Consider the following 21,668-nt stretch of genomic DNA (forward strand, 5'->3'; position numbering starts at 1 on the left):
TGCGCCGCATGCAGGACCCCGCTTTCATCGACGAGCCGGCCGGCGTGCTGTTCGGCCTGCCCATGCCGATGGCACGCGCCTTCGCGCTGCGCGGCGAGGCCATTGGCGACGAGCGCGCGCGCGTGCGCATGCCCTACAGCGCCGACCACACCAACAGCCGCGGCGACGTGCACGGCGGCGCGATCGCCGTGCTGTTCGATTGCGCGCTCTCCAGCGCCGTGCGCTCGCATGCGCCCACGGCCTTCGGCGTGGTCACCGTCGACATCACGGTGCACTACACCGCGCCCTGCGCCGGCGACGTGATCGCCACCGCCGTGTGCGAGCGGCGCGGCCGTGCGATGTGCTTCGCGCGCGGCGAGGCGCGCAACGCCGACGGCGAGCTGCTCGCGCTGGCCACCGGCACCTTCAAGCTGGTGCCGCGCACCGCTCCCTCTTCTTCCGAGTCCATCCCATGACCACCGCCCCTTCTTCGACCGGCGCCCTCGCGGGCATCCGCGTGCTCGACATCTCGCGCATCCTCGGCGGCCCCTACTGCGGCCAGATCCTCGGCGACCACGGCGCCGACGTGCTCAAGGTGGAGCCGCCGCAGGGCGACGACACGCGCACCTGGGGCCCGCCCTTCAAGGAAGGCGTGGCCTCGTACTACCACGGCCTGAACCGCAACAAGCGCGTGCAGCACCTGGACTTCTCGACCGAGGAAGGCCGCGAGGCGCTGCTGGCGCTCGTGGCCGAGGCCGACGTGCTGATCGAGAACTTCAAGACCGGCACGATGGAGCGCTGGGGCATCGGCTACGAGACGCTGTCGCAGCGCTTTCCGCGCCTCGTGTGGTGCCGCGTGTCGGGCTTCGGCGCCGACGGCCCGCTGGGCGCGCTGCCGGGCTACGACGCCGCCGTGCAGGCCATGACCGGCATCATGAGCATCAACGGCGAGGCCGACGGCGGCCCGCTGCGCGTGGGCCTGCCGGTGGTCGACATGGTGACGGGGCTCAATGCGGTGATCGGCGTGCTGCTCGCGCTGCAAGAGCGCCACCGCAGCGGACGCGGCCAGTTCGTGGAGGCGGCGCTGTACGACAGCGGCCTGTCGCTGCTGCACCCGCACGCGGCCAACTGGTTCATGGACGGCACGGCGCCGCGCCGCACGGGCAACGCGCACCCCAACATCTACCCCTACGACGCACTGGCCACGGGCACCGACCCGATCTTCGTGGCCGTGGGCAACGACCGCCAGTTCGCGAGCTTCTGCCGCTGCATCGGCCTGCCCGCGCTGGCCGACGACCCGCTGTACCGCACCGCCGGCGCGCGCTCGGTGAACCGCGACGGTCTCAAGCAGCAGCTCGAAGCCGCGCTCGCCGCCTTCGACGGCCGCACGCTGGTCGACCAGCTGATGGCCGCCGGCGTGCCCGCCGCGCCGGTGCTGCCGGTGGCGGCCGCGCTGCAGCACCCGCACACGCTGCACCGCGAGATGGTGGTGGAGATGGAAGGCGGCTACCGCGGCATCGGCGCGCCCGTGAAGCTCAGCCGCACGCCGGCCAGCTACCGCCATGCGCCGCTGACGCCGGGCGATTCCTTCCTGCCGAGCGACGACAGCGCAGCGCGCTGACCTGTTCAATCCAGCGAGAGTTTGAGCGCGCGGATCAGCGGATGCCAGCGCGCCGACTCGCGCGCCAGCAGCGTCTCGAACTCGGCCGGCGTGCCGCCCACCGGCTCGACGCCGGCCTCGGCCAGGCGGCGCTGCACCACCGGGTTGTGCAAAGCGCTGGCCACCGCGCGCTGCAGCCGCGCCACCACCTCGGGCGGCGTGCCGGCCGGTGCCACGAGGCCGTGGAAGATCGCGGCCTCGACCTTCGGCAGGCCCAGTTCCGCGAAGGTCGGCACGCCCGGCCATTGCGCCAGGCGCGCGGGGTTCGCCACCGCAAGCACGCGCAGCCGGCCGCCCTGGATGAAGCGGCGCGCCGTGGCGAGCTCGCCCATCGCGAACGGCAACTGGCCGCCCGCCACCTCGACCAGCGCCGGCCCGGCGCTGCGGTACGGCACGTGCACCATCTCCAGCCCGGCCTCGCGCGCGAGCAATTCCATCGCGAGGTGCTGCGCGCTGCCGTTGCCGGCCGACGCAAAACTGAAGCAGCCCGGAAAGGCGCGCGCGTCCTCGATGAAGGCACGCGCATCGCGCACGCCGCTGGCCGGGCCCACCAGCAGCACCATCGGCAGCCGCACCAGCTGCGTGACGGGCGTGAAATCGCGCGACGGGCTGTAGCTCAGATTGCGGTACAGCGCCGGGTTGAACACCCACATGCCGTTGTCGGCCGACAGCACGGTGTGGCCGTCGGCCGGCGCGCGGGCCGCCTCGAGGGCGGCGAGCGCGGTGTTGCCGCCGGGGCGGTTCTCGATCTGCACCGGCTGGCCGGTGTCGATGGTGAGCTGGGCGCCGATGGCGCGCGCGACGACGTCGGCGATCGCGCCCGTCGGGAACGGCACGATCCAGCGGATCGGGCGCGCGGTGTCGTCGGGCTGCTGCGCCCAGGCCGTGCCCGCCACCAGACCCAGCAGCGCGGCCAGCCGCCGTCGCTTCAGGTCGGGCAGGCGGCGCGGCGTCACGGGGCGGCCCGGCTGGTCTTCAGGCCCTGCCCCGCGGCCCAGGTCGACACGTCCTCGCGCTTGATGGCCGCGGCCATGAGGCCCGGGAACGCATCGGGCGTGCAGGCGAACGAGGGCACGCCCAGCGCCGCGAGCTTGGCGGCCAGGTCGCGGTCGTACGAGGGCGCGCCCTCGTCGCTGAGCGCCAGCAGCGCGATGAACTGCACGCCGGCCTCCACCAGCTGGTGGGCGCGGCGCAGCAGGCCGTCTTCCACGCCGCCTTCGTACAGGTCGGAGATCAGGATCAGGATGGTGTTGCGCGGCTCGCGCACCAGCGTCTGGCAGTAGCCCACGGCGCCGTTGATGTCGGTGCCGCCGCCCAGCTGCACGCCGAACAGCAGGTCGACCGGGTCCTGCAGCTGCTCGGTCATGTCGACCACGGCGGTGTCGAACACCACGAGCTTGGTCGACACCGCCGGCAGGCTCGCCATCACCGCGCCGAAGATGCTCGAGTAGACGACCGACGCGGCCATCGATCCGCTCTGGTCGATGCACAGGATCACTTCGCGCTGCGGCTGGCGCGCCTTGCGCCCGTAGCCCACCAGCGTCTGCGGCACCACGGTGCGGTACTCGGGCTGCCAGTGGCGCAGGTTGGCGCGGATGGTGCGGTGCCAGTCGATCTCCGAATGGCGCGGACGGCGGTTGCGCTGGCTGCGGTTGAGCGCGCCGCTCACGGCGCTGCGCATCGGCTCCTCGAGCTTCTTCATGAGCTCGTCGACCACCTTGCGCACCACGGCGCGCGCCGTGTCCTTGGTGCCGGCCGGGATCACGCTCGCGAGCGCCACGAGGTTGGCCACCAGGTGCACGTCGGGCTGCGCGTTCTCCAACATCTCGGGCTGCAGCAGCATCTGGCGCAGGTTCAGGCGCTCCATCGCGTCGCGCTGCATGACCTGCACCACCTGGCTCGGAAAGTACTTGCGGATGTCGCCGAGCCAGCGCGCCACGCTGGGCGCCGAATCGCCCCGGCCGCCGCGCTGCCCGCCCTGGCCCAGGCCGCGCCGGCCGTCAGCCTCGTAGAGCGCGGCCAGCGCCTGGTCGATCTCGCGCACGCGGCCTTCGATGGCGCCGCAGCTCGCATTGGCTTCGCTGCCGAGCACGAGGCGCCAGCGCTGCAGGCGGTCGGTGGGCGGCAGGGTTTCTTCTTCGTCGATGGGTGTTGGATTCGCGCTCATGCCTTCACTCCCAGCAGTTCCCGCAGCAGCGGCAGCGCGAGCACCGCGCGTGATTCGTCCCAGTCGGTGGCGGCCACGGCAGACGGCAAGGTGCCGCCGACGTCGCCGCGCTTGGCGCGCTCGCCGAGCGCGCGCCGGTCGGCGCCCGAGAAGTCCGCGAAGCTGCGCCGCACCAGCGGCAGCACCTGCACGAAGTGCTCTTCGCCGAGCCCCGCGAGCCAGCCGTCGACCAGCGACCACACGGCATCGTCGTGCAGCAGCACCATCGCGTTGCGGTTGAGAAAGCCTTCGAGCCAGGCCGCCGCATCGGTGGGCGGCGCGCCGGCCGAGAGGTTGCGCGCCAGTTGCTGCGAGGCGCCGTCGCTGTCGATCTGCGCATCGTCGAGCAGCAGCCGGCAGCTCACGCCGCGCAGCAGCGGCGCGCCGGTTTCGCCGAAGGCGATGGCGCGCAGCGCGTTGCGCCAGGCGGTGGTCGTTTCTTCGCCGTCGCGCAGGCGCACCGCGTCGTGCGCGCCGATGAGACGGGTGCGCAGCGACTCGGCGGCTTCGGCGTCGAGCGCGCCGCAGGCGATCGGCAGGCCGATGGCGCCGCGCACGATGAGGCTGTCGAGCACGTGCGAGAGCAGCGCGCTGTCGGTCTGGCGCACGCTGCCGTAGCGGAACACGTTGGCCAGCGGCGGCACGGCGCCGATGAGCTGCACGGCGTCGCCGGTGAGCGCGGCGCGGTCTTCGAGCGCGCGGGTCACGGCCTGCACGGCCACGGGCAGGTCGGCCAGCAGCACGGTGTCGACCTGCTCGGCCAGTGCGGTGAGCGAGGTCTCGGCCGCGAGCCCTTCCATCACGCGCGCGCTGGCGGCATGCGCCACCGTGGAACCGAAGCGGCTGGCCTCGATGACGCGCAGCGCGAACTCGGGCTGCCACTGCAGCTGCCACACCTCGTGGAAGGTGCCGCGGCTCGCGCGCTGGCCGGCGGTGACCTCGCCCCACGGCAGGTCGAGCAGGCGCAGGCGGTGCAGCAGGTGGCTGCGCGCCAGGTCGTTGGGCTGGCGCAGGTCGAGGTCGAGCGTCTTCGCGGTGGCCTCGGGCTTGAGGCGCAGGCTCTTCTGCGCCTGTTCGAGGTCGCGCTGCAGCGGCACGGTGGGCACGTCGGCCGGCACCTGGCCCATGCGGTCGCCGACCGTGAGGCGCTCGCGGATGAGCGTGAGCGGCGCCTGCTCGCCCATGCAGATCACGCTGCGCACGGCCTCGTCGAGTTCGGGCAGGCCGGGCGCGGGGCGCTCGCGCAGCGCGGCCAGCGTGTCGGCCAGGCGCGTGGCTTCGATGAGGTGGGCGGAGGAGCAGTCGAGGTCGTGCTCGCGCAGCAGCCGCGCGACGCGGGCGAGCCAGCCGGTGCTGCGCCCCGCCACCTCGTGCCCCTGCTGCCACAGGTGCTCGTACCAGCCCGGCGAATCGATGCCGGCGCCGTAGCCGCTGGCGCTCGTGAGGTGCCGGTACGTCCACGGCACCCAGGTCGCGAGCACCTTGAGCTTGGGCAGGCCCTTGAGCAGCGCCGCATCGGCCTTGGCGGTGGCCGCGCCCTGCAGCGCGGGCACGTGCCACGCACCGCACACGACGGCGATGCGCTGGTGACCGGCCTTGACGGCCTCGCGGATCGATTGCCGCATGAAGGCTTCGCGCCGCTGCTCGCGTTCCATCGCGCGCACGCCGCGCCGGTCTTCGGGCGTTTCGGCGCGCACGGCCGTCATGGCCTCGGCGATGGCGCCGAACAGGTCTTCGCCGTCGCCGCGTTCCTCGACCATGTGGTTCCACCAGCTCTCGCCGTCGGCATAGCCGGCGGCATGGGCGAGCCAGTCGAAGGGGTCGTCGGGCAGCGTGTTGGCGGCCTGTTCTTCCTCGGGCGCATCAACGGTTTCGGCGACGGGCACCGTGTCGGTCTCGTCATCGTCGAGTGGCGTTTCTTCAGGCGCTTGCGCCTTGGCCTCGTCGGCCACACGCGCGGCCTGCTCGATGGCCATGCGGTGCGCCTGCGGCAGGTCGATGAAGCGCGTGGGCACGCCGCGCGCAGCACCCCACTGCAGCGCCTGCCATTCGGGCGAGAAGGTGGCGAAGGGATAGAAAGCGGCCAGGCCGGTGTCCTCGCTCGCGTGGATCAGCACCGCCACCGGCGGTTGCAGATCGGCATGTGCGAGAAAGGACAGCAGCGGCTCGGCCTCGGGCGGGCCCTCGACGAGGATGCAGTCGGGCTGCAGCGACTCGAAGGCGCGCAGCAGGCTGCGCGCACAGCCGGGGCCGTGGTGGCGGATGCCGAAGTAGTGCAGCGGCGAAGGCGCCGCGCTCGTGCTCATGCGCCGGCTCGCGTCAGAGTTGTTCTCGGCAGGCGCGGTACAGGTCCTTCCAGTCGGCCCGTTCCTTCACCACGGTCTCCAGGTATTCCTTCCACACCACCTGGTCCTGCACCGGGTCCTTGATGACCGCGCCGATCAGGCCCGAGGCCACGTCGGCCGAGCGCAGCACGCCATCGCCGAAATGGCCGGCCAGCGCCATGCCGCTGTTGATGACCGAGATGGCCTCGGCGGTCGAGAGCGTGGAGGTGGGTGACTTGATGCGCGTCTTGCCGTCTTCGGTCTGGCCGTTGCGCAGCTCGCGGAAGATCTGCACCACGCGGCGCACTTCCTGCAGCGCGGGCGGCTCGGCCGGCAGCGCGAGCGCGCGGCCCAGCTCGCCGACGCGCTTGACGACGATCTGCACTTCCTCGGCCTCGCTCGACGGCACCGGCAGCACCACGGTGTTGAAGCGGCGCTTGAGTGCGCTCGACAGTTCGTTCACGCCCTTGTCGCGGTTGTTGGCGGTGGCAATCACCGAGAAGCCGCGCGTGGCCTGCACCTCGGTGCCGAGCTCGGGCACGGGCAGCGTCTTTTCCGACAGCACGGTGATCAGCGAATCTTGCACGTCGGCCGGGATGCGCGTGAGTTCTTCGACGCGCGCGATCTTGCCCAGGCGCATGGCGTGCACCAGCGGGCTCGGCACCAGCGCCTTTTCCGACGGGCCATGGGCCAGCAGCTCGGCGTAGTTCCAGCCGTAGCGCAGCTGCTCTTCGCTGGTGCCGGCGGTGCCCTGGATCAGCATGGTCGAGTCGCCGCTCACGGCGGCGGCCAGATGCTCCGACACCCATGACTTGGCGGTGCCCGGCACGCCGTACAGCAGCAGCGCGCGGTCGGTGGCAAGCGTGGACACGGCGATTTCCATCAGGCGCGAATTGCCGATGTACTTGGGACTGATCTCGAAGCCGTTGGCCAGCTTGCCGCCCATCAGGTAGGTGAGCACGGCCCAGGGCGAGAGCTTCCAGTTGGCCGGGCGCTGGCGGTCGTCGACCTTCTGGAGCGCTTCGAGTTCTTCGGCGAATTGCTGTTCGGCATGCTGGCGCAGGACATTGCTCATGGACGGCCTTGGGAAGAGGTTGAAAGTGAGGAAGAAGAGGAAGAAGGAAGCGTGGCGACCAGCCGGCGCGCGCGCACGATGCGCGCGGTGTCGGCCAGTGCGTTGGCGAGGCCGGGGCTTTCCTCGGCCGCGCGCGGCAGGTCGGCCAGCAGCGCCAGTGCATCGAGGTGCAGCAGCGCGGCGGCGGTGCCGAGCACCTGGCGCAGCACGTAGTCGTTGACGAGGTCGCCGCGCTCGACGCGCATGCGCAGCGCCTGGGCGATGCGCAGCGACAGCGCGGCCGACGGCGTGTCGCCGGGTGCGCAGGCCTGGTCGGCAAACGCGACGACGTCCTGCACGCCCTGCCCGGCATCGCCGAGTTGCGTCGCCCAGTGGCGCTCGCGGCGCTCGCGCGGCAGCAGCGCCAGCAGCGGGCCCACGCCGCCGCGGTGGGCGCGCGGGCGATCGAGCAGCGCGTCGCACCAGTCGAAATCGGGCGCGGCCAGCACGGCCTCATTCCAGCCGCGCAGCAGCGCGTCGTGCCAGTCGCCCTTGGCGGCCCAGTCGAGCAACGCTGCGGGCGTCAGGCCGGTGCGCGCGGTCCACCACGCGAGCGGCATCTGGCGCACGAGCTGGTAGAGCCACCAGGCGCGCTCGCCGAGGCTGTCGTGCGTGGGGCGCGCGGCGTCGATGGCGTCGTCCTTCCAGCGCGGGTCGGCGGCCTCGGGGGCGTTCATTTGCCACGTCGCGCCTTGCGACGACAGCAGCGGTGCGAGGAAGGCTTCGACGCGCCGCACGTGCGCGCTGGCCGGCAGGCGCTGCAGCAGCTCGACCACGGTCTGGCGCACGTCGCGCGCGCGGTCCTTCAGCTGGGCTTCGAGCAGCGCTTCGTCGTCGGGGCCGAGGTTCTCGGCCAGTGCGCCGAGCAGCTCGGCGCGCTCCTTGGCGGGCAGTTGCGGCAGCTCGGCGGCGAGGCGGTCGCGCGCACCGGACGGGTCGTCGCGGCGTTGCTCGGCCAGCACGGCGCGGCGCTGGTCGATGCTGCCTTCGTCCCAGCGGGTCTGTGCATCGGCCTGCGCGCTGGCGCCGACGGCGTAGCGCCAGTCGTCGTTGCGCGCGGCCAGCCAGCGCCCACGCTCGCCGAGTGCGAGCACGACGGCGGGCCGCAATGCGGTGTCGCGGCGGCCGGCATCGAGTGCGGCGGGCAGCAGGCTGGGCGGCAGGCGCCAGCCGGCAGCAGCGAGCACGGCCAGCACTTCGTGCTGCAGACGCTGCGGGCCGCTGGCGAGCGCGTCGGCGATCACGGCGAGCAAGGCGGGGTCGCCGAGCGCGGGGCTGGTGTCGTTGGCGGCGGGCGGTGCGTCGTCGGCCGGCAGGCCCGGCGCGACGAAGCCCGCGCGGCGACCCACGGCCACGGCGCCCGCGACGCGCAGCAGCACGCCCTGCGCGCTATCGGTGGGTTGTTGCAGTGCTTGAAGCAGCGCGCCGAAATCGCCGGCCATGCCGTCGGCGGCCGGCACGGGTTGGCGTGCGGTGCCGACGAGGGCCGTCTGCAGCAAGGTATTCCAATGGCTCATGCGCGTGCTCCGCTCAAGGTCCAGACGGGTGTTCCACCCTCAGCCGCCCACGCCGTGAGCGGCGCGAACTGCTCGCCGTCCCATTCGCCGAAGACGCGCAGCGGCGCGCCGCCCGAATGCGCCAGCAGCTGCCAGGCTTCGGCCGCGGCCAGCTGCATCGGCAGGGCCTGCGACGCGGTGCCCAGGCGCAGCCACCACTGGTCGCCATGCCGCGCGGGCACGGCATCGGCCCACACCAGGGGCAGCAGCGGCTGCCACGGGTTGGCCGCGATCTGCTGCGCCATGCGTTGCCATTCGCCGGCTTCGTCGTCAGTGGCGACCGGCGCGGCGGTCGACGCGGCCTCGGCCGGCAGTTCGGCCACCACCGCGCGCTGCGAGGCGTGGCCGGGATAGAAGCACAGCACGGCCGCGCGTTCGCTGCCGCTGACCCAGCCGGTCTCGAAGCCGCGTCCGCCGTGCGAGTAGTCGAGCAGCAGCGCGCGGCGTCCGCTCGCGCGGCCCTGCAGCCACACATGGCGTTCGACCAGCTTGGTGTCGCGCTCGTCCAGGCACTGGCCCAGCACGAGCCAGTGGTCGCTCACGCGTTCGCCGTCGGCCAGCAGCGCCTCGCGGTCCTGCGGCCAGCCGAGGGCGGCGCGCAGGTCGGCGCGCGTGGCGGGCGAGAGGCTGTCGCGGCGCGGCACCGCATCGACGATCAGTTGCAGCCGGCCCAGCCGGTCGAGCAGGCGCGCGGGCCAGCCTTCGCCGGCGCCGATCAGCTCGGCCGCCTGCGTGATGCGCTGGCCGAGCCCCGGTGCCTGCGCGTCGACCATGCGCGCGGCCATGGCGGCCCAGCCCTCGGCCTGCTCGCTGCCGAGCGCGGCCAGGCCACGCTGGGTCTGGTCGTCGAGCCAGCGCGCGAGCTCCTGCACGCCGGCCTCGATGCGCTTCCAGCGCTGCGCGTCGCGCTTGGCGGCCGCGGCGGGATCGGGTGCGGCGGCCGGTTCGGCGGCGCGGGCTTCTTTCTTCTCGGCCTTCTCGCGGCGCGAGGCGAGCCAGTCGGCCACCCAGGGCGGCGGCGCGGCGGCGGTGAAGCTGGCTTCGCTCTGCGCGCGCAGCAGCATCAGCGCCAGGCCGTGCTTGCAGGGGAACTTGCGGCTCGGGCAGGAGCAGCGGAACACGGGCCCAGACAGGTCGACCTGCGTCTGGTACGGCTTGCTGCCGCTGCCCTGGCATTCACCCCAGACGGCGTCGTCGGAATGCCCGAGCGTGGGCCACTTGGCGGGCGCGAGCAGGCCTTTGGCGGCCTTCGCGGAGGCGTCGTCCGGCGCGAGCGCGAGGACGGCTTCGGTACTGAGACTCATGGAAAGGGCAGCCTCGCGCCGGGCCGCGGCGCGGTCAGGGGTGGGAGGGGCGCGACCATCAGGGCGCGATGGGGTTGCCGGGCGTGCCTGCTTCGCCGGCCACGACCGCTGTTTTCGCAGCAGGGGCGCGGTAGGACACGCGGGCCGCCGGCACGGGTGCGGCGGCGATCGGTGGCGATGGCTGCGGCGACGGCGACGAAGCCATGGGCCGCGTGACGCCGGCCTTGGTGACGGTGACGGGCGTGGCGGCCGGTGTGCCGGCAGGCACCACCACGGCCGGCGTCGCCTGCCCGGGCGCTGGCGCCGCCGTCTCGTACGGGTTGTGCAGCACCACGCTCTTGCCGACACCTACGCCGGTGCCGATCGGGCCGACACCCACGCCCACACCGACGCTGGCCGAGCCGGTGACGGCGCCGTTGTCGTGCAGCGCCACGCCCGCGCCGAGCGGGCCCCAGCCGGTGTTCAGGCCGACGGAGAAATTGCCGTCCTTCGTGGCACCGAGCCCGAGCGAGAGCCCGGGCACCAGCGGAATGCCGATGTGATAGTGCGAACAGCCGCCCACCAGAAGCAACAGCAGCAGCGCCGAGGTGGCAGCCGCTGCGCGACGAACGATGCGCGGCCGGGCGTTCACACCAGCAGCGCGTTGACGCGCCTCACGTAGGCCGCCGGGTCGGCCGGCAGACCGCCTTCGGCCAGCAGGGCCTGGTCGAACAGGATGTTCGCGAGGTCGTCGAAGTGCGCGGAGCCTTCGAGCTTCTTCACCAGCGGGTGCTCGGCGTTGACTTCGAGCACGGGCTTGAGGTCGGGCGCGGGCTGGCCGGCCTGCTTGAGCATGCGCGCGAGCTGCGTGCTCATGCCGCCGTCTTCCACCACGAGGCAGGCGGGCGAATCGACCAGGCGCGTGGTCACGCGCACGTCTTCGGCCTTGTCCTTGAGCGCCTCTTTCAGCTTCTCGAGCAGCGGCTTGAACGACTCGGCGGCTTCCTCGGCGGCCTTCTTCTCGGCCTCGTCCTGCAGCTTGCCCAGGTCGACCGCGCCCTTGGCCACGCTCTGCAGCGGCGTGCCGTCGAACTCGTTCAGGTAGTTCAGCGCCCACTCGTCGACACGGTCGGTCATGAGCAGCACCTCGATGCCCTTCTTCTTGAAGACTTCGAGCTGCGGGCTGTTCTTGGCGGCGGCGAGGTTGTCGGCCGTGATGTAGTAGATGGCGTCCTGGCCCTCCTTCATGCGCGCCTTGTAGTCGGCGAAGCTCACGCTCGCGACGTCGCTCGTGGTGGAGGCAAAGCGCAGCAGCTTGGCGATGCGGTCGCGGTTGCCCATGTCCTCGCCCAGGCCTTCCTTCAGCACCGCGCCGAACTCGGCGTAGAACCTGGCGAACTTGCCCGATTCGTCGGCGTACTCGGCGGCGGCTTCGGCGGCGGGGGTGGTGTTCTTGTCGACCACATCGGTCACGCCTTCGGTCGGCTCGGGGGCCGGCACCGATTCGCCCGAGCCCACGTCGACCTTGCCTTCACCGCTCTCGGGCGCGGTCTTCTGCTTCTTGGCCAGGTCTTCGAGCATCGACAGCACGCGCTTGGTGCTGCCTTCGCGGATGGCCTTCACGTCGCGGCTTTCCTGCAGCAGCTCGCGGCTCACGTTCAGCGGCAGGTCGGCCGAGTCGATCACGCCCTTCACGAAACGCAGGTAGTTGGGCAGCAGCGCCTCGGCGTCGTCCATGATGAAGACGCGCTTGACGTACAGCTTGACGCCCGCGCTCTTGTCGCGGTTCCACAGGTCGAACGGAGCCTTGGACGGGATGTACAGCAGCTGCGTGTACTCGGTGCTGCCTTCGACGCGGTTGTGGCTCCAGGCCAGCGGCGCCTCGAAGTCGTGGCTGATGCTCTTGTAGAACTCTTCGTACTGCTCGGCGGTGATGTCCTTCTTGGGGCGGCTCCACAGGGCGTTGGCCTTGTTCACCGTTTCCCACTCGCCCGTTTTCACCATGTCGCCGGGCTGGTCGTTCTCGCCGTCTTTCCACTCTTCCTTTTCCATCAGGATGGGCAGGGAGATGTGGTCGGAGTACTTGCCGACGATCTGCTTGAGCTTCCAGGCGTTGAGGTATTCGTCGGCGTCGTCGCGCAGGTGCAGCGTGATGCTGGTGCCGCGCGCGGCGCGCGTGATGTCGGCCACTTCGAAGTCGCCGGCGCCGCCGCTCACCCAGCGCACGCCCTGGTCGGCGGGCAGGCCCGCGCGGCGCGACTCGACCGTGATCTTGTCGGCCACGATGAAGCCCGAGTAAAAGCCCACGCCGAACTGGCCGATGAGCTGTGCGTCGGCCTTCTGGTCGCCGCTCAGGCGGCTCATGAAGTCTTTGGTACCACTCTTGGCGATGGTGCCCAGGTTGTCGATGGCTTCCTGGCGCGACAGGCCGATGCCCTTGTCGGTGATGGTGAGGGTGCGCGCGGCCTTGTCGAAGGTCAGGCGCACGTCCAGGTCGGGCTGGTCTTCGTACAGCGCGGGGTGGTCGAGCGCCTCGAAGCGCAGCTTGTCGCACGCGTCGGACGCGTTCGAGATCAGCTCGCGCAGGAAGATTTCCTTGTTGGAGTACAGCGCATGCGTGACGAGGTGCAGCAGTTGCGCGACTTCAGCCTGGAACGGGAGTTTGGTATTGGAGGAATCAGCCATGGGAAAGAAAGGGATCGAAGCCAAAAAATTCTAAGGCGAGCCGCCCGTGGCGGGCGGCGGCCTTGCCAACTTTATGAACTGGGGTTGTCGCGCCAAAAAACAACGAGCGCAAGGCCGCGCGAACTTTGTCACACGGGTGTCGGCTCGGCGCCGCGCTTTCAGCGCGGTTGGGATTCCACCTCGCGCGTCCAGCGGTCGATGAGCCGCTTGCGCTCGGCCGCCTTGCCGTACTTCTCGAAGTCGTACTTGATGAGCTTCACGCTCTCCATCGACGGAATGCGCGGATCGGGCTTGAAGGTCTTGTTGGCCGGCGACTGCAGGCTGCCGGCCTTGGCGCCGATGGACTGGCCCGCGGGGCTCATGAGCCAGTCGTAGTAGCGCTTGGCGTTCTCCTTGTTGCGCGCGCCCTTCACGAGCGCGATGCCGCCGATCTCGAAGCCCGTGCCTTCGCAGGGCGCGGCGGTCTTCACCGGAAATTTGTCGTGGCGCCAGCGCTCGAAGCCGAAGATGAAGCTCACGCCGATCGCCACCTCGCCCTTGGCCACGTTGGGCGCCTGGGCCTGGCCGCTGCGCGTGTAGCTGGTGACGTTCCTGTGCAGCTTCTTCAGGTAGTCGAACGCGGGCTCCTCGCCCATCTGCTGCACCAGGCCCGCGATGACGGTGTAGGCCGTGCCGCTGGTGGCGGGGTGCGAGATTTCGATCTCGCCCTTGTACTCGGGCTTGATGAGGTCGGCCCAGCACTTCGGTTCGGCGAGCTTCTTTTTCTTCAGCAGTTCGGTGTTGAAGCCGAAGCCCATGGCGCTCGTGTAGAAGCCGCCCACCATGTTCTGCGACATGGCGTACTGGCGCACCGACCAGTCGTGCAGGTCGTTGATGTAGGCCGGCCGGTAGGGCTCGAGCAGGCCCTGCTCAGCGGCCTGCAGGAACGGGTCGCCAGTGCCGCCCCACCAGAGGTCGGTCTTGGGGTTGGCGGCTTCGGCGCGCAGCTGCGCACCGATTTCGCCGGTGCCCTTGTGGGCCTGCTGCACCTTGATGCCGGTCTCGCGCGTGAAGGCCGTGGCGGCCGCTTCGCACCAGCCCGCGTCGGTGCTGCACAGCGCGTTGACGGTGCCCTGCGCGGCGGCCTGCGACGCCCCGAGCAGGAGAGTCGTGCCCAGGCAGGCGGTGGCCAGGGCACGCACGGTGTGCCGGGGGGCGTATGAAGGCATGGGCGGGTCTCCTCGTTGTTCGACGTTGTATGAAGGCGCAGGATAGCGCCGGCTTGGGTGCTTGAGGTCAGCGCGCCGCCAGCAACGGCGGCAGATGCGCCACCAGCCAGTCGATCACCACGCGCGTCTTCAGCGGCAGGTAGCGGCTCGGCGTGCGGATCACGTGCAGCGGAAAACCGAAAGGCTCGGGCTCGTCGAACACGCGCACCAGCGTGCCGGCAGCGAGCGCGTCGGCCGCCAGCCAGGCCGGCAACCGCGCCAGGCCCATGCCGCCGATGGCGGCTTCCAGCAGCACCTCGGCGCTGTCGCAGCGCAGCCGCGACGGCAGCGCGGCCTCCACCTCCGCGTCGCCCTCGCGAAAGCGCCAGGGCGAGACCTGCCCGTCGCGGGCGTAGTACACGGCCTCGTGCGGCGCGACCAGTGCGCGCAGGTCGCGCGGATGGCCTCGTTCGGCCAGGTACGCAGGCGCGGCGCACAGCAGCATCCACTGCACGCCGACGGGCCGCGCCACGAGGCCGGCGCTGTCGTCGAGCTCGCCGCTGCGGATGGCCAGGTCGAGCCCTTCTTCCACGAGGTCGACACGCCGGTCGTTGAAGGCCAGCTCCAGCGACAGCTGCGGATGCTGGCGCGCCAATGCCAGCAGCAGCGGCCCGACCTTGAGCCGCCCGAGCATCGCCGGCATGCTCAGGCGCACGAGGCCGGTGGCCGTGTGGCGCGCGGCGTCGGTGAGCGCCTCGGCCGCCTCCAGCTCGGCCAGCGCGCGGCGGCAGCGCTCGTAGTAGCCGTGCCCTTCCTCGGTGAGGCTCTGGCTGCGCGTGGTGCGCAAGAACAGGCGCGTGTCCAGCCGCGCCTCAAGCCGCGCGATGCTCTTGGCGACGGCCGAACGGGTGACGTGCAGGCGCTGCGCGGCGAGCGCGAAGCTGCCCGCCTCCACCGCCGCGACGAACTCCTCGATGCCTTGCAGGCGTTGGCTCATTGGATACTTTCAAGCACCATTCTTCGGAAAATTATCCACCACCGGATCGTTTTCATCGTCAATAGCATCGAGGCCGATCTTTTCCGATGGAGCCTTTCCGATGCAAGAACCCGACGTGCTGCGCCGCTGGCAGCTTCCCCGACTGGGCCGCGCCCACCTCGCACAGGCCGAAGCGCCGATGCCCTCGCCGGGCGCAGGCCAGATCCTCGTGCGCGTGGGCGCGGTGGCGCTCAACTACCGCGACCTGCTCATGGTGCGCGACGGCATGGGCATGGCGCTCGAGTTGCCCTTCACGCCCGGCTCGGACATGGCGGGCACCGTGGTGGCCGTGGGCCCGGGCGTGCGCCGCTTCGCCGTGGGCGACCGCGTGATCAACACCTTCTGGGGCGGCTGGATCGACAGCCACTGGCACGCCGACACCACGCTGCTCGGCGGCCCCGGGCCGGGCATGCTGGCCTCGCACGTGTGCATCGATGCGAACTGGGCCGTGGCCGCGCCCGCCACGCTGAGCCTCGAGGAAGCCAGCACGTTGCCCTGCGCCGGCCTCACGGCGTGGTTCGCGCTGGTGGAAACCGGCGCCCTGCGCGCGGGCGAGACGGTGCTGGTCCACGGCACCGGCGGTGTCGCGCTGTTCGGCCTGCAGCTCGCGCGGCTGCACGGCGCGCAGGCCATCGTGGTGACGGGCAGCGCCGACAAGCAGGCCGCGGCGCGCGCGCTCGGCGCCACGCACGTGCTCGCGCGCGACAGCGACTGGCCCGCCGAAGTGCGCCGTCTCACGCACGGGCGCGGCGCCGACCACGTGCTCGAACTCTCCAGCGGCCCCGACCTCGACCGCTCGCTGCAGGCCGTGAAGCAGGGCGGGCGCGTGTCGATCATCGGCATGCTCGGCGGCGACACGCTGAGCGCGTCGTTCTACGCGATGGTGCTCGGCCGCGTGACGGTGCAAGGCATCGGCGTCGGCCACCGGCGTGCGCTCGAAGAGCTGGTGCGCGCGGTCGATGCGAACGCGCTCAAGCCGGTGATCGCCGCGCGCTACGGCTTCGACGCACTGCCCGCCGCGCTCGACCACCTGGAACGCGGCGCGTTCGGCAAGGTCGTCGTGACGATGGCATGACGGCGATGTGACGCGGCCCCGCCCTCGCCCGACCATTTGCAAATGACGCACTGCACAAATCCACAGCATTCGTGAACAGTTGCCGCTAAGCGCGCCGGTTTGCTCGACGCCTCCATTTCCCGTTCCTAGAATGCGGCCCGCGTTCGGCTCCCGCCGTGCGTGCTTTCTCAACTTCAGGATGGAGCGTTATGGAACACAGTACCTACAAAAAGTGGTCTGCAGAATTCATTGGTACTTTCTGGCTCACGCTCGGAGGCTGCGGAAGCGCAGTTCTGGCCGCGGCCTTTCCGGGCGTCGGCATCGGCCTGCTCGGCGTCTCGCTGGCCTTCGGTTTGACCGTGGTCACGGGCGCCTATGCGCTCGGTCCGATCTCGGGCGGCCACTTCAACCCGGCCGTGTCGATCGGCCTCGCCGCCGCGGGCCGCTTCAAGGCCGGGCAGCTGCCGGGCTACATCGTGTCGCAGGTGCTGGGCGCCATCGCGGCGGCCGGCGTGCTGTACCTGATCGCCACCGGCAAGCCGGGCGCGGACATCGGCGGCTTTGCCACCAACGGCTACGGCGAGCATTCGCCCGGCAAGTACAGCATGACGGCCGCGCTCATCAGCGAAGTGGTGATGACCGCCGTGTTCCTGATCGTGATCCTGGGTGCCACCGCCAAGCGCGCGGCCGCAGGCTTCGCGGGCATGGCCATCGGCCTGTGCCTGACGCTGATCCACCTGGTGTCGATCCCCGTGACCAACACCTCGGTGAACCCGGCGCGCAGCACCGGCCCGGCCCTGTTCGGCCCGTCGTATGCGGTGTCGGAGCTGTGGCTGTTCTGGGTCGCCCCGATCGTGGGCGCGATCATCGGCGCGGTGATCTACCGCGCACTGCTCAGCAGCAACGACGACTGAGCTGGTAGGTCCTCGGCAGCGGAATCAGCTTCCGCTGCCCGACTTCACCATCGGCAGTGAAGTCGATTGCCCGATGGGCTCGGTGCCCGTCGGATGCGAGGCCGCATAGGCGCCGGCCTGGATGTCGGACACCGGGGTCATCGCATTGACTGCCGGCGCCGACGTCGACTGCCCGATGGGCTCCGTGCCGGTCGGACGTGCCGCCGCCATCGCGCCGGCCTGCACGTCCGGGTTCTCCGGCGAATTCAACTGCAGCGGATGGAAGTCCGAACCGTCGGTGGTTTCGGCGGAGGCATTGACCGTGCCCAGGGCCGCGAACGCGGCGAAGGAAGCAACGGCAAGAAGCTGGAACGAAGTGCGCATGGTGTGTTCTCCTGAGGGCAGGTTGTCTCCGGTCCGGTGCCGTCGCGCGGACCGCGCGCAGCAGGACCTGCAGCCACTCTAGGCAGCCTGACTGAGGCCAGCGTGAGCGAAGAATGAGCCCGGAGTGAGCACCACGCGATGACTACGTCGGCAGCAGCACCCGCGCCCTCAGCCCCGGCCCGTCGTCCCTGTTGCGCAGCTCGATGCGCAGGCCATGCCGCTCGGCCGCCGTGCGCGCGATCGCCAGACCCAGACCGCTGCCGCCCGCCGCCGCGCCGGGCACGCGGAAGAAGCGGTCGAACACGCGCTCCAGTTCGGCCGGCGGAATGCCCGGCCCGTTGTCGAGCACGTCGACCACCGCCTGCCCGTCGACCCGATGCAACCGCACATCGACCACGCCGCCTTCGGGCGCGTAGCGCAGTGCGTTGTCGATGAGGTTGTCGAACACGCTGCGCAGCTCGATCGCAGGCGCGGTCACCACCGCACCGGTCAAACCTTCGAAGCCCACGTCGATGCGCCGCGCGTCGGCCAGCACCATGCGCTGGCCCAGGCTTTCGCGCAGCAGCGCCTCGATGTCGACCCGCTCGCCCGGCGCATCCGAGGGCGGCGCGTCCTGCCGCGACAGCTGCAGCAGCTGCTCGATCAGGTGCTGCGCGCGCGTCACGCCGGCCTCCAGCTGGTTGAAGCGCTCGGTGGCTTCGCCGGCCGGCACGTGCGCGCGCAGGTTCTCGATCTGCAGGCCGATGGCGGCCATCGGCGTGCGCAGCTCGTGCGCCGCGTCCTGCACGAAGCGCCGCTGCGTGGCGAAGGCGCTGCGCACGCGCGACAGCAGATGGTTGAAGGCGCCCACCAGCGGCGTGATCTCGTCGGGCACGCGCGCCAGCGACAGCTCGGTGGGGCGGCGCTCGTCCTGCGAGGCCACGTCGCGCGCCACGCCGCGCAGCGAGCGCGAGGCTGCCGACACGATGAGCCACAGCACCAGCAGCGCCGCCGGCAGCAGCAGCGCGATCGGCAGGCCTTCGAGCAGGGCGCGGCGCAGCGCGCGGCGATGGCGGTAGTCCTCGTTCTGCAGCACCTGCACGCGTGGCGCGTCGGCGTGCAGCGCGGGCTCGGCCGTGAACACGCGCCAGCGCGAATGCGCGGGCCCCTCGGCGCGCACGTCACTGAAGCCGCTGCCGGGCTGCAGCGGCACCGACAGCGCGGGCCACGAGCTCGCGCGCAAGGCAGCGCCGTCGGCGCTCCAGATCTGCACCACGAAGGCACCGCGCGAGAAGGCTGCCTCGCCGTCCATCGCGCGCGGGGTCTTGGGCGGGTCGTTGCCCGCGTACGACTCGGCCACCAGCCGCATCTGGTCGTCCAGCGCGTTGTGCACGAGATTGCCGTAGGCCAGAAAAGAGAACCACGCCGTGAGCACCGCCGCCACCACATGGAGCGTGACCAGCCACAGCAACAGCTGGGTGCGCAGCGAACGCGGGCGCCACCAGCGGCGGGCCGCATCGGTCATGCCGCCACTCGCCAGCCCAGCCCGCGCACGTTGCGGATCGCGTCGGCGCCGAGCTTGCGGCGCATGCCGTGGATCAGCACGTCGATGGCGTTGCTGGTCACTTCGTCGCCCCAGCCGTAGATGCGGTTCTCGAGCTGCTCGCGCGAGAGGATGGCGCCGGGCCGCTCCAGCAGCGCATGCAGCAATGCGAACTCGCGCGCGGTGAGCGCCTCGCGCACGCCGTTGACCGCCACCTCCCGCGTCGTGAGGTCCAGCTGCAGCGCGGCGGTGCCGATCAGCGAATGCGCGGCACCGTCGCGGCGGCGCACCACGGCGCGCATGCGCGCGAGCAGCTCGCGGAACTCGAAGGGCTTGAGCAGGTAGTCGTCGGCGCCCAGGTCGAGGCTGTGGATGCGGTCGTCCAGGCCGTCGCGCGCGGTGAGCACCAGCACGGGCGTGGCGTCGCCGCGTTCGCGCGCGCGGCGCAGCACCTCGGTGCCGTCCTGGCGGGGCAGGCCCAGGTCGAGCAGCACGCAGGTGTAGCCGCCGTCGCCGAGCGCGCTGTGCGCCAGCTCGCCGTCGCGCACCCAGTCGGCCGACCAGCCCGCGCCCTCGAGCGCCTGCTTCAGGCTGCGCCCGATCATTTCGTCGTCTTCCACCAGCAGCACGCGCATCGCGGCGACTCCTTTGCGCGCAAGGTAGCACGCGACCGGGATGATCGTCAGGGGCCCTGCGCCTCGGCGCAGCGTAGGCGCGAAGACTTAGGCGGGGCTTAGGGCCGCAGGACGCGGACGGCGTGCCGCTCGGCGTCGTAGTCCGCGGCGAAGGCCAGCAGGCGCAGCGCTTCTTCCTCCACGCCGCGCCGGTCGGCCACGGACCAGCGCGTGAAGGGTTCCAGCACCACGGTGGCCGCCTGCGCCGCGCGCTCGATCTTCCAGGTGCCCGCCACAAAGCCGTCGAGCAGCACCGTGCCGCGCACGATGCCGTTGATGGTGAAGACGCGGGCGCGGTGCGCCTCGTCGAGCACGCGGCGGCGGTCGGCGTGCGAGAGCAGCAGGTTGTCCCATTCGGCGACCAGGCGCGGCGGCGCGGGGGTGTCGGGGTCGGGGCGCGGCGCGCGCGGCAGGTCGAAAAGCTCCTGGCCCTCGTCGCCGGTGAACACGCGCAGCTGCGGCCTCAATCGATCGGCCACGGCCTTCCAGCCGGTGAGGCCCGACCACGCGCCGGCATCGGCCAGCGTCGCGGGGCCGAAGGCGGCGAGGTAGCGCAGCAGCAGATCGTCTTGCGTGGCGGTGGCGATGCGGGTGGCGGGCTCACCGAGCCATTCGCCGAGCGGCTGCAGCAGCGCGTTCTGGTGCGAGTTCCAGCTGCCCGCGGGCGGCAGGTGGACCAGCGGCACGTTGTTGCGGATGAGCGCGGCGAGCGAGGCCGGCGCGTGGTCTTTCCAGCGCGCCGCGAGCGCCTGGCCGAGGGCGGTGCCGGTGAGCGGCCCGTCGCCGAGCAGTGCACGGCCCGCCTTCACCACGGCCGCGCGGTCGACGCCTTCGAGGGCCCGCGCATGCAGGCCCGACAGGCCGCGCTGGTGCACGGGTTCGAGCAACGGCCGCCAGGCCCACGCGTCCGCAGCGGTCATCAGGTGCAGGGTGGCGCGCAGCGTCGACATGCGCACGATGCGGCGGTTCCTCAGCGCGTCGGTCAGCTGCGCGCGATGAAAGCCTTCGAGCCGGCTCCACAGGCCGATGTAGGGCGGGTTGGGGGCCTGCGCCTGCAGCCCGGCCAGCTTCTCGATGGCCTGCACGACGCTCGCCTTGCGCCGCGCCAGCAGCATCTGCCGCGCGAGCGTGGCCCGGTTCAGCGCGCGACGGCTCAGCACCGCGGCCATGGGCAGGTCGTCAGAATTTCTCGTGCGGCGCCAGGTAGCGCCACTGGCCCACCGGCAGGTTGCCGAGCATCACCTTGCCGATGCGCACACGCTTCAGGCCCACCACCTTGAGGCCGACCAGCTCGCACATGCGGCGGATCTGGCGCTTCTTGCCTTCGGTGAGCACGAAGCGCAGCTGCTCGGGGTTCTGCCACTCCACGCGCGCCGGCTTGAGCGCCTGGCCGTCCAGGCTCAGGCCGTGCCGCAGCCGGGCCAGCATGGCGGGCGGAAACACCGCCTGCACGTTGGTGGTGACCGGGTCGTCGTCGTCCAGGCGCACCAGCTGGCCGGTGGGCGCGGGCTGGTCCAGGCCGTGGTAGGCCACGCGCACCAGGTATTCCTTGTCCATCGTCGAGTCTTCGCCGATGAGCTGGCGCGCGATGCGGCCGTCCTGCGTCATCACGAGCAGGCCGGTGGAATCGATGTCCAGCCGCCCGCACGGCGCCAGGCCGCGCAGCTGCTGCGGGCCGAAGAAGAAACGCGCGTTGTCTTCCACCCAGCGGTTCTGCGGCGTGAACAGCATGACCGCCGGCTCGTGGCCGTCTTCGGCCTGCCCGCTCACGTAGCCGATGGGCTTGTTGATGAGGATGGTGACCTGGTTCGCCTGCTGTCCCCTGGCGGCCTTGTCGACCTCGATGCGGTCATTGGGCGTGACCTTCACACCCATCTCGGCGGGCTTGCCGTTGACGCGCACCCAGCCCTGCGCGATCCAGTCGTCCGCCTCGCGGCGCGAGCACAGGCCGAGTTCGGCCATGCGTTTGTTGAGGCGGATCGGGGCGGGAGCGGTGTCGGTCATGGGAGCAATGGTTGCGGCTGGCGGGTGGCGATGCACAGCCCGCGGGACGGGGCGTCCCGTGACATTTTCGCCGATGGCGGGCGCCGCGCCATGCCCGGGGCCGATGT

The 21,668-nt window shown here is 71.4% G+C and carries 19 protein-coding genes; 4 read left to right on the forward strand and 15 right to left on the reverse strand.

What is annotated here, in order from left to right; genetic code table 11:
• Positions 1-8 precede the first annotated feature (8 nt).
• A complete protein-coding gene (locus VHAB30_RS29300; RefSeq protein WP_159279534.1) occupies positions 9-455 on the forward strand; it encodes a PaaI family thioesterase in 447 nt (148 codons plus the stop codon).
• Positions 452-1,600: a CaiB/BaiF CoA transferase family protein gene (locus VHAB30_RS29305; RefSeq protein ID WP_159279535.1), complete on the forward strand. Its 1,149-nt coding sequence runs from the start codon at positions 452-454 to the stop codon at positions 1,598-1,600. Before VHAB30_RS29300 ends, VHAB30_RS29305 begins: the two co-directional genes overlap by 4 nt.
• 5 nt (positions 1,601-1,605) lie before the next feature.
• Here the strand turns inward: VHAB30_RS29305 and VHAB30_RS29310 are convergent, their stop codons facing one another.
• From VHAB30_RS29310 to VHAB30_RS29355, 10 genes are all read right to left on the reverse strand, one after another.
• Positions 1,606-2,595 carry a Bug family tripartite tricarboxylate transporter substrate binding protein gene (locus tag VHAB30_RS29310; protein WP_235926964.1) on the reverse strand — a complete coding sequence of 330 codons (990 nt, stop codon included), beginning with the start codon at positions 2,593-2,595 and terminating at the stop codon, positions 1,606-1,608.
• Positions 2,592-3,806 (reverse strand): VWA domain-containing protein, encoded by a 1,215-nt coding sequence (locus VHAB30_RS29315; RefSeq protein WP_062482648.1) that lies wholly within the window; start codon positions 3,804-3,806, stop codon positions 2,592-2,594. The genes VHAB30_RS29310 and VHAB30_RS29315 overlap by 4 nt, the downstream gene beginning before the upstream one ends.
• Positions 3,803-6,151: a DUF5682 family protein gene (locus VHAB30_RS29320; protein WP_159279536.1), complete on the reverse strand. Its 2,349-nt coding sequence runs from the start codon at positions 6,149-6,151 to the stop codon at positions 3,803-3,805. Before VHAB30_RS29320 ends, VHAB30_RS29315 begins: the two co-directional genes overlap by 4 nt.
• 13 nt (positions 6,152-6,164) lie before the next feature.
• Positions 6,165-7,244: an AAA family ATPase gene (locus tag VHAB30_RS29325; protein WP_159279537.1), complete on the reverse strand. Its 1,080-nt coding sequence runs from the start codon at positions 7,242-7,244 to the stop codon at positions 6,165-6,167.
• Complete coding sequence (locus tag VHAB30_RS29330) at positions 7,241-8,800, reverse strand: DUF5691 domain-containing protein (protein ID WP_159279538.1); 1,560 nt, start codon at positions 8,798-8,800, stop codon at positions 7,241-7,243. Before VHAB30_RS29330 ends, VHAB30_RS29325 begins: the two co-directional genes overlap by 4 nt.
• Positions 8,797-10,143, reverse strand: coding sequence for an SWIM zinc finger family protein (locus VHAB30_RS29335; RefSeq protein ID WP_159279539.1), 1,347 nt, complete (start codon positions 10,141-10,143; stop codon positions 8,797-8,799). The genes VHAB30_RS29330 and VHAB30_RS29335 overlap by 4 nt, the downstream gene beginning before the upstream one ends.
• A gap of 58 nt (positions 10,144-10,201) precedes the next feature.
• Positions 10,202-10,774 (reverse strand): hypothetical protein, encoded by a 573-nt coding sequence (locus VHAB30_RS29340; protein ID WP_159279540.1) that lies wholly within the window; start codon positions 10,772-10,774, stop codon positions 10,202-10,204.
• Complete coding sequence (gene htpG / locus VHAB30_RS29345) at positions 10,771-12,807, reverse strand: molecular chaperone HtpG (protein WP_159279541.1); 2,037 nt, start codon at positions 12,805-12,807, stop codon at positions 10,771-10,773. Before htpG ends, VHAB30_RS29340 begins: the two co-directional genes overlap by 4 nt.
• Positions 12,808-12,965: 158 nt before the next feature.
• On the reverse strand, positions 12,966-14,015 hold the full coding sequence (locus tag VHAB30_RS29350) for an ABC transporter substrate-binding protein (RefSeq protein ID WP_235926965.1): 1,050 nt from the start codon (positions 14,013-14,015) through the stop codon (positions 12,966-12,968).
• A 67-nt stretch (positions 14,016-14,082) separates the two neighbouring features.
• A complete protein-coding gene (locus tag VHAB30_RS29355; RefSeq protein ID WP_159279542.1) occupies positions 14,083-14,991 on the reverse strand; it encodes a LysR substrate-binding domain-containing protein in 909 nt (302 codons plus the stop codon).
• A gap of 100 nt (positions 14,992-15,091) precedes the next feature.
• Between VHAB30_RS29355 and VHAB30_RS29360 the strand changes: the two genes are divergently transcribed.
• Positions 15,092-16,105 carry a zinc-dependent alcohol dehydrogenase family protein gene (locus VHAB30_RS29360; protein ID WP_159279543.1) on the forward strand — a complete coding sequence of 338 codons (1,014 nt, stop codon included), beginning with the start codon at positions 15,092-15,094 and terminating at the stop codon, positions 16,103-16,105.
• A gap of 188 nt (positions 16,106-16,293) precedes the next feature.
• Complete coding sequence (aqpZ, locus tag VHAB30_RS29365; protein WP_159279544.1) at positions 16,294-16,998, forward strand: aquaporin Z; 705 nt, start codon at positions 16,294-16,296, stop codon at positions 16,996-16,998.
• A 24-nt stretch (positions 16,999-17,022) separates the two neighbouring features.
• Here aqpZ and VHAB30_RS29370 read toward each other — a convergent pair whose 3' ends face one another.
• The 5 genes from VHAB30_RS29370 to VHAB30_RS29390 form a co-directional block, all read right to left on the reverse strand.
• Positions 17,023-17,361, reverse strand: coding sequence for a hypothetical protein (locus VHAB30_RS29370; RefSeq protein WP_159279545.1), 339 nt, complete (start codon positions 17,359-17,361; stop codon positions 17,023-17,025).
• A gap of 142 nt (positions 17,362-17,503) precedes the next feature.
• Positions 17,504-18,865 (reverse strand): sensor histidine kinase, encoded by a 1,362-nt coding sequence (locus VHAB30_RS29375; protein WP_159279546.1) that lies wholly within the window; start codon positions 18,863-18,865, stop codon positions 17,504-17,506.
• Entirely contained in the window at positions 18,862-19,518 is a 657-nt protein-coding gene (locus tag VHAB30_RS29380) for a response regulator (RefSeq protein WP_062480678.1), read from the reverse strand. Before VHAB30_RS29380 ends, VHAB30_RS29375 begins: the two co-directional genes overlap by 4 nt.
• A gap of 98 nt (positions 19,519-19,616) precedes the next feature.
• The gene (locus VHAB30_RS29385; protein WP_159279547.1) at positions 19,617-20,726 is read right to left on the reverse strand and encodes a winged helix DNA-binding domain-containing protein; all 1,110 of its coding nucleotides are present in this window, start codon (positions 20,724-20,726) and stop codon (positions 19,617-19,619) included.
• A gap of 10 nt (positions 20,727-20,736) precedes the next feature.
• Positions 20,737-21,561 carry a pseudouridine synthase gene (locus VHAB30_RS29390; protein ID WP_159279548.1) on the reverse strand — a complete coding sequence of 275 codons (825 nt, stop codon included), beginning with the start codon at positions 21,559-21,561 and terminating at the stop codon, positions 20,737-20,739.
• Between the last annotated feature and the right edge of the window lie 107 nt (positions 21,562-21,668).

The organism is Variovorax boronicumulans (assembly GCF_009811375.1).
Classification (GTDB): domain Bacteria; phylum Pseudomonadota; class Gammaproteobacteria; order Burkholderiales; family Burkholderiaceae_C; genus Variovorax; species Variovorax boronicumulans.